Raw genomic sequence first — 11,329 nt, forward strand, 5'->3', positions numbered from 1 at the left:
CGGGCTCCGCCCGCTCAGCCTTCCCGGAGCATCTCCGCCGCGGCGAGGTAGCCGGCGGCCATCGCCTGCGCCACCCGCCGCACATCGTCATCACCGGGGAGGAAGTCCGCGGTGTGCAGACCCGCGGCCGCACCCGTCCCCACGAACATCATGAGCGAGGGGGCCTGCGCTCCGTAGAAGGAGAAGTCGTCCGCACCCAGCGAACGCAGGGTGTCCGAGATCTCGAAGCCGCGCGCGGCCAGCTCCCTCCCCGCCAGCGCGGCGAGTTCCGGGTGGTTCTCCAGCACCGGCTCCCCCGAGGTCACCGTCACCTGTGCGCGGCAGCCGTGTGCCGCGGCCACCCCCACCGCCACCTCCTCGAGCTGCCTGCGCAGCAGTGCTCGGGTCTCGGTGTCGAGTGCGCGCAGAGTCCCGGAGACGCGTGCCGTGCCGGGAATGACGTTCGCCGCCGTGCCCGCCTCGATGGAGGACACGCCCAGCACCGCCGCGCGCATGGGATCCACCCGGCGGCTGACCACCGTCTGCAGAGCAACCACCACCTGTGCCGTCGCGAGCACGGGATCCTCGGCCAGATGCGGGTACGCCGCATGACCGGGCGAACCGGTGACCTCGATGACGAACTCGTCCGCGGCCGCGTTCACCCCGCCGGGAACGCAGGCGACCACATCGCGGGCGAGAGTCGGCTGGAGGTGCGCGCCGATCATCGCCGCGCACTCCTGTGCGCCCAGCACCCCCGACGCCATGATGTCCTCGGCGCCGGAGGGATAGGTCTCCTCACGGGGCTGGAGCACGGCCAGCAGCGGGACCGGGGCCCCGGCCTCGGCGACGGCGTGTGCGAGCGCCACGAGGGCGGCGAGGTGCACGTCGTGCCCACAGGCGTGCATGACCCCCGGGACCTGCGACTGCCACTCGACCCCCGTCGTCTCCGTGACCGGCAGCGCGTCGAGCTCACCCCGGATGCCCACGGCCCGGCCGGGTCCGCCCAGGCGCAGCACCGCCCCGGTCTCCGCGACCTCCGTCCGTGAGGCCCGCATGGCCTCGGGCAGGGCTGCGGCCACGGCATCGCGGGTGCGTGACTCCTCGCCGGAGACCTCGGGCATGCGGTGGAGCTCGTGCCGCAGCCGCACGGCGGCGGGAATGTGATTCTCCAGCGCGTTCCAGAGCCTCACGGCACGGCTGTCCTCACTCTGCACGGACGCCCTCCAGGCCGTACACCCGCACGGCGTTGTCACGGCCCACCATGCGCAGGATGCGCGCGGCCTCGGCCGCGGGCCAGTCCCCGTTCTCCACCCACTCGCTCATGACGGCGGCCGTCGCACGGCGCCACAGGAGCGAGCCCAGGTAGTGCAGCTCCGGCGGCCCCCAGGCATCGGAGGAGAAGAGGAGCTTGCTGAAGGGCGTGAGCTCCATGGACTCGGAGACGATCTGGCGGCAGGCCGCACCGGAGTAGTTGATCCCCAGCCCCACGTCGCAGTACACGTGCGGGAACACCTGGGCGAGATAGCCGGCGTGGCGGTGGAAGGGATAGCAGTGCAGGAGCATGATGCTGCTGCCGGTGTGCTCCACCTCGCGCAGCCAGTTCGTGAGCAGCAGCGGGTCGCAGCGGTGCAGGTCGAGGTCCGGATCACCGTAGCCGGAGTGCAGCTGGACGGGGAGCCCCGTGTCGCAGGCGACGTGGAGCAGCCAGCGCAGCAGGACCGGGTCGTCGACGCGGAGCGGGACGTCGTCCTCCGCGTCAGAGGACCTGCCGCCGAGCCACCGCTGCGCGGCCTCACGGATCTCGCAGGCGCCGGGCCGGGCGGGGTCGAAGTCGAAGCCGTAGCGGTAGGCGATGATCGACTTCCAGCCGGCGGCGTGCTGAGCCGCGTGCTTCACCGCCGCCTCGAACCGCTCCTGCAGATCCGCCGCCGAGGCGCCCGCCGCCACCTCCTCCAGCAGGGCCTCGAGCCGGACGATCTCATGCGTGCGGCCGCTCAGCTCTGCGTCCATGCGCTCCAGCGACCAGATGGCGTCCGTGCCGAACCCGGTGTCGACCACCCAGTCGGAGACCCCGGCACGCTCGAGGAAGATGTGCGCCAGCTGCGCTGCGGTGTGCTCGCTTCTCCGCGCGAGGTAGTCCTCCGGGCTCGCACCGGCGGGCAGGCCCAGCAGGGGCGCGCAGTGCTGGCGGACGGCGAAGCCCACCTGGGAGTCGAACACGGTGGTGCCGGCGGGGATCTCCCGGTCCGATTCGGTCAGCAGCATCTCGAGTTCGCGACGGGTCACGTCGTGGGCGAGTGGGCCGTGGACGTGGTGATCCACGAGCGGAACGTCCATGGCGGCGGCGAGGAGAGAGGGATCAGTAGGCATCGGCGACCTTTGCGCAGATCTCGGCAGGGGTGAGCCCCTGCACGGCCAGTGTCTCGGAACGACGGATGTCCAGGAAGGTCCGGAGCAGGTCCGGGTGGAACCAGCCTGCGGCGGTCTCGTCCGCCATGAGGGCCGCGACCGCCTCCTCGACGCTGGCGGGGAGGCGGGGCACTTCCGCGAGCTGGTCCTCGGTGGTCTCCTCCGGCCAGATGACCGGGGACTCGTAGTCGCGCTGGAAGCCCTCCAGGCCCGCGCGGACCAGGGCGCCCAGGACGATCCAGGGGTTCGAGGTGGCATCGGCGGCGCGGAACTCGAGGTTGAGCTGCCTCCGGGGATCCCCGCCGCCCAGCTCCGAGGTGGGGCAGATGCGCAGCAGCGCCTCGCGATTGTGCTCGGCGAGGTAGGCACCGCCCACGCTCCAGGTGTGCGGGGCCAGCCGCTGGTACGAGGACGGACTGCTGGCGCTCAGGGCGGTGAGCGCACCCGCGTGGCGGATCACTCCGGCGGCGAAGCGGAGGCCCTCGCGGGAGAGCTGCGCGGGCGCGGAGGGATCGAAGAGGACCGGGGCGCCCGTCTGCGCATCGCGGAGCGAGAGGTGGACGTGCACCCCGTTGCCGCCGGAGCCGGGGGCGGAGAGCGGAGCGAAGGTGACGCTGCGCTCGTGGCGCGCGGCGAGATCGCGGACGAGGTCCCGCACCAGGATGGCCCGGTCCGCTGCGACCAGACCGGGTGCCGGTTCGAGGGTGATCTCGTACTGCTGCGCACCGTACTCCGGCAGCCAGTTCTCCGGCTGGAGGCCCACAGTGTCGAGAAGTTCGACGAGCTCGGTGCCGAACGGCTCCGCCTCCCGGAAGCGGCGCAGGGAGAAGGGAGAGGTGGACGGAGCGTCCCGCAGTGTGAACTCGTGTTCGAAGGAGGCCACCACCTCCAGGCCCGTCGCCTCCGTGAAGTCCGCCAGCGCCCTGCGGGCGAAGGTGCGCGGGCAGCCGCCCCATTCGCCGCCGTCCGGCAGGCGCTGCTCGGCCAGGAGGAGGCGGAGATCGGGCCTGCCGTGACCGGCCGGGATGTCGATCCCGGTGGTCAGGTCCGGGATCAGCCGGAGATCGCCCGAGGCGCCGAACACGTTCTCCTCCGCGATCTCGCCGAACGAGTTGATGGCGAGGTTGGCCGGCACCCAGCCCACGCCTCGGCGGAGGGCTCTGGTCGTCTCCGCTGACGGCACCGACCGTCCTCGTGTGTGTCCGACCAGGTCGTTGATGGCGATGAAGGTCAGCGCTGGAAGGGTCATGGTTCCTCACCGAGGTCTGCACGTGCTGGGCCGGGCTCGCAGCACTGGGCGGGGCGGCGTGACGGTGCGCACCCTGTTCTTACAGAGCAGACCTTCGCGCCAGTTCTTGTAACGAACATTACACGGCGAGGCTCAGGGAAGCTCGGACTGTCCCTCGAACTGCGCCACCCTGTCCATGCCGGCGTCGCCGAGGATCTCCGTCACGCCGGCGACCAGGCTCTCCGCCACGGCGGTCGCGGGCACGAGCGAGTCGAAGGGCGAGGCGTTGTCCACGTGGACGGGGAGCACGTGCGCGGCGAACTCGGCGATGGGCGAGAGCCAGTTGTCCGTCATGAGGCAGACGGTCGCCCCGCGCGCGTGCATCTCGTGCGCGAGCTCGCGGCTGGTCTCCGTGTAGCGCCGGTAGTCGAAGACGAGGAGCACGGTGCTGTGCGAGGTCGCCAGCACCGCCCCGCGCCGGGCGATGCCCTCCGGCGGCAGCATCTGCACACCGGCGCGGAGGAGCTGGAGATGGAGGACCAGGTACTCGGCCAGCAGACCGGAGAAGCGTCCGCCCACCACGAGAACCTGCTTGGACGGATCCGCCAGGAGGGCGGCGACGGCGGCGAACTCCGAGGGCGGCACCTCCGCATAGGAGGCGGTGAGCAGCGAGGAGAAGGACTCCCCCATCTTCTCCAGCACCCCGGGGCCCGCCCCCATGCCGCGTTTGGCCTCGTACTGCAGCAGCGGGGAGCCGAGCGCATTGAGTTCGGCGACCAGCGCCCGCTGCAGTTCCGGGAAGCCGGAGCAGCCGAGGCGGGCGGCGAACCGGAGGACGGTGGGAGCGCTCACGCCGGCCTCCTGGGCGAGGGCCGCCACCGTGGTGAGACCGGCGCCCGGGTACCGCGCGAGGAGGGCGCGCGCCACTTTGCGCTCCGCGTTGCTCAGATCCGCCATGGACTCCTGGACGCGGGCACGGATGGAGGGTGTGGGAGAGTCCGGGGCGGGCATGACTCCGATGATATACGCGGGGGCGGAGAGGAACGGTGCACGGCAGGCGGGGAGCGTGTGCCGGTGAACCGACGTTCCAGACCTGCCACGCGAGACCGCCCTGCGCGTGGTCGCACCGGCCTAGGTTGTGGACATGAGACGCATCATCGCTCCCTTCGCCCTCGGCCTCGGCCTCGTTCTGGCCGGCTGCGCCTCCCCGTCGCCATCGGCGGGAGACGCGAGAGCGCCGGAGTATTCCGCAGGCTCGGAAGGCGCAGCGGGCTCAGACGGCGCGCAGGACAGCGGCGCACAGGGCGGCGGAGCGCAGGACGCAGAACCCGAGGAGTCCGAGAGCGACCGCCAGGTCGTCTCCACGGGTGACATGCAGGTGATCACGGAGAATCCCGCCGAGGCGGCCGACGACATCGCCGGGCACGGTGAGTCTCGCGGCGGTTTCGTGGAGAGCCGTGACGAACGGACCGACCGTGGCGGCGAAGCCACCGTGGTGGTCACGCTGCGCGTCCCCGCCGAGGCGTTCGAGCAGCTGATGGCCGATGTCAGCGAGAGCGGCGAGGTGGTGCAGCGGAGCCAGAATGCGGAGGACGTGACCGGAGCCGTCCGCGATCTCGATGCGCGCATCCATGCGCTGGAGATCTCCACGGAGCGGCTGGAGGACATCATGGCCGAGGCCGACACCAGTGCCGATCTGCTCGAGGCGGAAGCGGCGCTGAGCGAACGGCAGGGTGAGCTGGAGGAGTACGTCGCCCAGCGCAAGGACCTGGAGGACCAGGTGTCGATGTCCACCCTCCGGGTCGAGCTGCGCGAAACGGAGAGGGCGGACGATTCGGGCGGACTCACCGGCTGGCTCAACGATGTGCGGACCACGCTGCTGCACTCCGCAGGCGGACTGGTGGTGGTCCTCGCAGCGTTCCTGCCGTGGCTGGCAGTGCTCGGCATTCCTGCCTACCTGTTCGTCCGCTGGCTCCGCAAGCGCCAGCGCTCACGCCGCCGAGGCCCCGGCTCCCAGAACCCCGGCTCCCAGAACCAGCCGGGTGCAGCGACGGTCGGGCCGGACACGGACGACGAGGCCAGAAGCGCTGCGGAAGCAACAGAGAGCCTCGCAGAAGGCGAGAAGGACTCCACGGGCCCAGGACCGCGCGGCTGAACGGCCCTCAGCCCGCCACCGCTTCGCAGAGCATCCACGCCTCACCGCGAGTCGCGCAAGAGAACGTCCAAGACACGCGGCGCGAAGTAGCGCTTCCTGTACGCACCTGGATCCACTACGGACAGAATGCCCGGGTCGACCAACTGCGTGACGATGCGAGAGGCACCGCTCGCTGCCAGAGCAAGCTCGTCCTTCACGGTTGCAACGGTGAAAGTCGGGTTCGCCACTGCAATGTCCACCACAGCCAGCGCATTCTGAGAGCGGAATCCGGCAGTCACCACCTCCTCCCTCAGTTGCGCCTGCACCTCGACGAGGTCGAGCATCTGCGTGTGGGTTCTGCTGGCTGCCTGCGCCAGACCAGCGGCGAAGAAGCGGATGTAGCTGTCCCAGTCCCCCGCAGCACTGACAGCCATCAGCGCCGCGTAGTACTCCCTGCGGCGCGCTTCAAACCACGGCGAAACAGTCAGCGTGGGTTCCGAGAGTGCACCCGTCATCGTCAACTGCAGCACGATGAGCAGTCGCCCCACCCGCCCGTTGCCGTCACGGAAGGGATGCAGCGTCTCGAACTGGTAATGCGACATCGCCGCAGCCACGACCGGATCGATGGTGCCCGCATGATCGTCGCGCATCCATGCGACCAAGTCTTCGATGCCATCTGTGAGCAGGGGACCCGGAGGAGCCGGCACGAACTCCGCCGCGTGGATCCGATGACCGCTGACAGGAGCATCTTCTCGGATGCCGATCACGACCTGGCTGTCTCGGATCGTTCCGGACACGGCCTCCAGCGGCGTCGTCGTCATGAGGATTCCCTGCAGCTCCGCCAGGAATGTGACGGTCAGCGGGTAGCCATCCGCCAATGCGTCGAATGCCGCATTGGCCATGTGCACGTAGTTGAGGATCTCAGTGAGCTCCAGCGACCGCGGTCCGCCGGCATCTGCAGTCAGCACCTCTCCCAGCGGCGCATACGTTCCCTCGAGAGCTGAAGTGCTCTGAGCCTCGCGCTGCAGCGCAGGCGTGCGCAGCAGCGCGGGGTTGGGGAGACGCTTGGCAGTGCTGTCCAGCGCTGCGAGCGCTGCTCGAGCCTCAGCCACCTGCAGAAACGTCACTGGACTGAGTTCCGGCACTTCTGCGCCCAGCGGAGCAGGCACGAATGCTTTGTGCTTCCACCCCGAGTCCAGCTCCTCACCAGGGCCGGCGATGTCGACCAGCCGCCCGTTGGCCTCCGGTCCCAAGCGTGCGATGTCCACATCTCCACGACACGGCCCGTTGTGTGGAGATGTCACCCAACATTTCCACACAACTGCCACTTGTGTGGAAGTGTTTCCCCGCATCTCCACACAACAGCCACGTGTGTGGAGATGCGTCGTGGCCGGCAACTGTGTGCAGGACGCGCCCCGTCACCGCACGCAAAGCGGAACGGCTACACGCCCGCGGACATAGCCGCAGCGCCCGCCTTCCTGTTCGTCGCGGCGATCACCGCGGCAACCACGAGCGCCACGACGGTGATCGCGCCCCAGATGCCCACCACCGCCCAGGAGGCTCCGGCGATGACGAGGATCGGTGCGAAGGTCACGGCGGTCACCTCCACGGGCACCACGGGCAGGTAGGCGAGGGAGAAGTCCTCGAGGGTGCGGGACGTGAGCTTGGGATCCACGATCCGCAGGAGAGCCATGCCGGTGGCGACCGCGCCGGTCGCCCATCCCCAGGTGAAGAGCTGCCGCTCGAACCAGCCGTCCGTCATCACGCGCGGGGCGATGAACTGGCCCAGGAACAGGCAGAGCGCCAGTCCCACGACGAACAGGATGACGAGGGCGACCCAGTTGTCGGCGACGAGGCTGGGGACGACGGAGGCGATGCCACAGACCATGAGCAGGTCCGTGGAGAGGCCGGAGATCGAGTTCATGGAGTCCCGGTCGATGAAGCGGGTGGTGCGGGTGGCGACGAGCAGGCCGCGCAGCACCAGGCCCACGATGAAGGCGATGGAGAAGAGCGGGAACGAGACCGCCGGGACCAGCTCGCCCAGCACCTGGTTCACGCCGTAGGCGGCAGCGGAGACCGCAGCGATGATGCTCGCCTGGAAGGTGAGGGACTCGATGGTGCCGCCAGAGAACATGTGCGTACCGATAGGCGGCCGCTCCTCGCGCTGGTCGAGCACACCCGTGCGGAGGTCGTCCGGGATCTGCTGCACGCCCGCGAACTCCTGGGCATGGCCTCGGGCGGCTCCGATCTTCGCCTGGACGATCCCGCCGATGACGCCCACGAGGAGGCCCACCGTCGCCGAGGTGAACGCGAGCGACTGCACCGTGGGGTCTCCCGCGTCCGCGAAGGCCGTGCCGAGTGCCGCGGCGGAGCCGAATCCTCCGGCCCAGCCCGCGAACAGCAGGAGGCCCGTGTGGTCCGGCGCGCCCAGCAGAGGCCCGAGGAGAGCGAGGACCAGAAGCATGCCGATCGCGGTCTGGGCCGCGTAGATGAGCACACCGTAGCTGGCGAAGCCGGCGACGTTCCGACCGATCTTGAGGATGTTGAAGTCGCTGGAGAGCGCCAGACAGGCGAAGACGAAGACGATGAGCAGCGAGGTGTAGGTTCCCAGCTGGTCGGAGAACGGCAGCCAGCCCAGCACATTGGGTCCCAGGAGGAGTGCGGCGAAGCCGGCGATGACTCCCGCCGGGATCATCATCGACTGCAGGAATCTGACCCGGGCGCGGAGGATGGTCCCCACCGCCAGCAGTGCGCCGATCATTCCGGCATCGACCAGGAGGGCCCAGGGGCTGAACTCACTCGTCTCCATCTATCGTCTCCCTTCGAACACTTCGGGACGCGCGGGATCACCGCGCATGAACAGGCGCGGGACGCCGCGCACGGGTGCTGCGGGGAGACCCCGCAGGAGGCGGGCCGCAGATGGGCCCAGGACAGCCTGAGGGGTACGGGGGTGCAGGGGCAAGTCGAGCGGGACAGGCAGCGGGAGAGCAGATCCCACCGCGCTCATGACGAACCGCTCCCTTCCCGGAAGATGCACACACTGCGCACGTGCATTGCGTGATCTGCGCTTCACGTGGCAGACTCGGAACAGCCTGGCAAGCGGCCTCGTACCGTCACACACACACGGTGACGCGTGAGATGTCGCAGTCCCGGCGCCTTCTCTTCGGACTGCACATTTCGCGCAAGGAAGCCGACCATGACACAGAACAGCGTGGACCCCGCCCCGGCACAGGCCTCGGCGCACACCACCGCGGACCCGTACCGGCTCGACCCCCAGGACGTCATCGAGCCGCCCACCACGTTCGCGGGCAGGCTCAGGTACCTGGGCCCGGGCCTCATCATCTCCGCGGCGGTGATCGGCTCCGGCGAACTCATCACCACCACCGCGCTGGGCGCCAAGGCCGGATTCATCCTGCTGTGGCTCGTCATCATCTCCACCGCCATCAAGGTGTGGGTGCAGCTGGAGCTCGCCCAGTGGACGATCCTCAGCGGCAAGCCCGCACTGGAGGGCTACGCGAGCGTCGGCCCGCGCCTCATCGGCCGCGCCGGCTGGATCAATCTCCTCTGGATCCTCATGGACTTCGCGAAGGTGCTGCAGCGCGGCGGCATCATCGGCGGTGCCGTGGCCGCACTGAGCATCATGTTCCCCGTCGTCGGCGAACCTCTGGGCACCCCGTCCCTCGTCTTCTGGACGGTCGTGGCACTCGCCGTGGTCATCTCTCTCCTGGTGACCAACAAGTACGGCATCGTCGAGAAGTTCTCCGTCGCCGCCGTCATCATCTTCACCCTCTCCACGGTGGGTCTCGCCCTCTCCCTGCCGTTCACGGACTTCGCCTTCACCGGCGGAGACATCATGAGCGGGCTGAGCTTCGCCATCCCCGCGGGCACCCTGGGCTTCGCCGTCGCCATGTTCGGCATCACCGGCGTGGGCGCGGATGAGATGACCACGTACACCTACTGGTGCCTCGAGAAGGGATACGCGCGCTACACGGGACCGGACGACGGCTCCGCCGAACGCGCCCGCCGCGCCCACGGCTGGATCTCCGTCATGCGCACGGACGTCCTCGTCTCCTGGATCATCTCCACCGTCTGCACGATGTCCTTCTACGTGATCGGCGCGGCCATCCTCCACCCGCAGGACCTCGTGCCGGAGGGCAACGAGATGATCACCACCCTGTCCGTCATGTACACCTCCGTGATGGGCGAGCCCGGCCACTGGATCTTCCTCATCGGCGCGTTCGCCGTGCTGTTCTCCACCTTCATCGCCTCCACCGCGAGCGTGCCCCGCCTGTGGACCAACACCGTCTCCCTCCTGGGAGCCTTCGACTGGCACGACCTCGCCACGCGCACGCGCATCATCCGCGTCCTCACGGTGGCCTTCCCCGTCATCTGGGCGCTGAGCTTCCTCGTCATCCAGTCCCCCGTGCTCATGGTGCAGATCGGCGGGGTCGCCAGCGGCGTCTTCCTCGTGGCCGTCGTCGTCGCCGTGTGGTTCCTGCGCTCCCGCGAGGTGCCGGCGGAGTTCAGGTCCAACCACTTCTTCACCGTCATGCTGGTGTTCTCCTCGCTCGCGATCGCCGCCCTGGGCGTCTACTCCGCGCTGGAGACCTTCGGAATCGAGATCGGAGCCTGATGCGCCTCACCGTCCTCACACCCTCGTTCGGAAAGCTGTCCGAGGCCCCCGTCCGGCGCGCGGCAGAACTGGGACTGGAGCTCGAGCACCGCACCGAGAGCCATCCCAAGTCCGGTCAGGACCTGGTCGAGGCGATCGCCGGGGCCGAGGCCGTCCTCGTGGGTCTGGATTCCGTCACCGCCGAGATGCTGGCCGTCTGTCCGGACCTCAGGGTGATCGCCAAGCACGGAGCAGGCGTCGACAACATCGACCTGCAGGCCGCCGCCGCGGCCGGAGTCATCGTGGTGAATACACCCGGAGCCAATGCCGGTTCCGTCGCCGATCTCACCCTGGGCCTCATGCTCATGGGCTCCCGCCGGATCCGGGAGGCGGAGGACTCGCTGCGCAGCGGGCGCTGGGAGGTCTTCTTCGGCACGGAGCTGGCCGGTAGGCAGCTGGGCATCCTGGGCTTCGGCCGGATCGGGCGCGCCGTCGCGCAGCGCGCGGCCGCGTTCGGCATGCGCATCGCCGCCTACGACCCGTTCGTCCCGGACGAGGCGATCGTCGGGGCCGGCGCGCAGCCGCTGTCCCTCGAGGAGGCCGTGGCCACCTCGGACTTCCTCTCCCTCCACCTGCCCGGCGGCGGAGGTCCCCTTCTCACAGCGGACCTCCTCGCGACCATGCCCCGCGGCGCGGCGCTGATCAATGCCGCCCGAGGCGGGCTGGTCGACGAGACCGCCCTCGCCGAGGCGCTGCACGCGGGCAGGCTCTCCTTCGCCGCGCTGGACGCGTTCTCCTCGGAGCCTCCCGCTGCGGACCATCCGCTGCTGGACGCGCCCCGCCTCATCGCCACTCCGCACATCGGCGCGTACTCGGACGTCGCCAATGCGAACATGGGCACCTGGGCGGTCGAGGACGTCGTGCGCGTGCTCAGCGGCGAGGAGCCCCGCTTCCCGGTGCGCTGACC

The 11,329-nt window shown here is 69.6% G+C and carries 9 protein-coding genes; 3 read left to right on the forward strand and 6 right to left on the reverse strand.

From position 1 onward, the window contains the following. Nucleotides 1–14: 14 nt before the first annotated feature. The 4 genes from ABD240_RS14505 to ABD240_RS14520 all read right to left on the reverse strand — a co-directional run bounded on the left by ABD240_RS14505 (nucleotide 15) and on the right by ABD240_RS14520 (nucleotide 4,627). A complete protein-coding gene (locus ABD240_RS14505) occupies nucleotides 15–1,169 on the reverse strand; it encodes a M20 metallopeptidase family protein (protein ID WP_344338024.1) in 1,155 nt (384 codons plus the stop codon). Between the two features lie 13 nt (nucleotides 1,170–1,182). After that, nucleotides 1,183–2,349 (reverse strand): amidohydrolase family protein, encoded by a 1,167-nt coding sequence (locus ABD240_RS14510; protein WP_291794482.1) that lies wholly within the window; start codon nucleotides 2,347–2,349, stop codon nucleotides 1,183–1,185. Next, nucleotides 2,339–3,637, reverse strand: a complete 1,299-nt coding sequence (locus ABD240_RS14515; protein WP_344338025.1) for a type I glutamate--ammonia ligase — start codon at nucleotides 3,635–3,637, stop codon at nucleotides 2,339–2,341. Before ABD240_RS14515 ends, ABD240_RS14510 begins: the two co-directional genes overlap by 11 nt. A 132-nt stretch (nucleotides 3,638–3,769) precedes the next feature. Next, nucleotides 3,770–4,627, reverse strand: a complete 858-nt coding sequence (locus ABD240_RS14520) for a MurR/RpiR family transcriptional regulator (RefSeq protein WP_291794486.1) — start codon at nucleotides 4,625–4,627, stop codon at nucleotides 3,770–3,772. Between the two features lie 133 nt (nucleotides 4,628–4,760). On the opposite strand from ABD240_RS14520, the gene ABD240_RS14525 reads away from it, so the two are divergent. Next, entirely contained in the window at nucleotides 4,761–5,771 is a 1,011-nt protein-coding gene (locus ABD240_RS14525; RefSeq protein ID WP_344338026.1) for a DUF4349 domain-containing protein, read from the forward strand. Nucleotides 5,772–5,812: 41 nt separating this feature from the next. Here the strand turns inward: ABD240_RS14525 and ABD240_RS14530 are convergent, their stop codons facing one another. Next, nucleotides 5,813–7,018: a Fic family protein gene (locus ABD240_RS14530; RefSeq protein WP_344338027.1), complete on the reverse strand. Its 1,206-nt coding sequence runs from the start codon at nucleotides 7,016–7,018 to the stop codon at nucleotides 5,813–5,815. A gap of 173 nt (nucleotides 7,019–7,191) precedes the next feature. Further along, nucleotides 7,192–8,559, reverse strand: a complete 1,368-nt coding sequence (locus ABD240_RS14535; RefSeq protein ID WP_344338029.1) for a sodium/glutamate symporter — start codon at nucleotides 8,557–8,559, stop codon at nucleotides 7,192–7,194. A gap of 387 nt (nucleotides 8,560–8,946) precedes the next feature. Between ABD240_RS14535 and ABD240_RS14540 the strand changes: the two genes are divergently transcribed. Both ABD240_RS14540 and ABD240_RS14545 read left to right on the forward strand, forming a co-directional pair. Continuing rightward, nucleotides 8,947–10,383: an Nramp family divalent metal transporter gene (locus ABD240_RS14540; protein ID WP_344338030.1), complete on the forward strand. Its 1,437-nt coding sequence runs from the start codon at nucleotides 8,947–8,949 to the stop codon at nucleotides 10,381–10,383. Next, the gene (locus tag ABD240_RS14545; RefSeq protein WP_344338032.1) at nucleotides 10,383–11,327 is read left to right on the forward strand and encodes a phosphoglycerate dehydrogenase; all 945 of its coding nucleotides are present in this window, start codon (nucleotides 10,383–10,385) and stop codon (nucleotides 11,325–11,327) included. The genes ABD240_RS14540 and ABD240_RS14545 overlap by 1 nt, the downstream gene beginning before the upstream one ends. Nucleotides 11,328–11,329: the final 2 nt, after the last annotated feature.

It is taken from the genome of Brevibacterium salitolerans, assembly GCF_039531405.1.
Classification (GTDB): Bacteria; Actinomycetota; Actinomycetes; order Actinomycetales; family Brevibacteriaceae; genus Brevibacterium; species Brevibacterium salitolerans.

Excerpts from the sequence above, each read along its gene's own strand:
- ABD240_RS14545 (WP_344338032.1), top strand. The coding sequence starts at position 10,383 with ATGCGCCTCACCGTCCTCACACCCTCGTTCGGAAAGCTGTCCGAGGCC.
- ABD240_RS14515 (WP_344338025.1), bottom strand. The coding sequence starts at position 3,637 with ATGACCCTTCCAGCGCTGACCTTCATCGCCATCAACGACCTGGTCGGA.
- ABD240_RS14510 (WP_291794482.1), bottom strand. The coding sequence starts at position 2,349 with ATGCCTACTGATCCCTCTCTCCTCGCCGCCGCCATGGACGTTCCGCTC.
- ABD240_RS14525 (WP_344338026.1), top strand. The coding sequence starts at position 4,761 with ATGAGACGCATCATCGCTCCCTTCGCCCTCGGCCTCGGCCTCGTTCTG.
- ABD240_RS14540 (WP_344338030.1), top strand. The coding sequence starts at position 8,947 with ATGACACAGAACAGCGTGGACCCCGCCCCGGCACAGGCCTCGGCGCAC.
- ABD240_RS14520 (WP_291794486.1), bottom strand. The coding sequence starts at position 4,627 with ATGCCCGCCCCGGACTCTCCCACACCCTCCATCCGTGCCCGCGTCCAG.
- ABD240_RS14535 (WP_344338029.1), bottom strand. The coding sequence starts at position 8,559 with ATGGAGACGAGTGAGTTCAGCCCCTGGGCCCTCCTGGTCGATGCCGGA.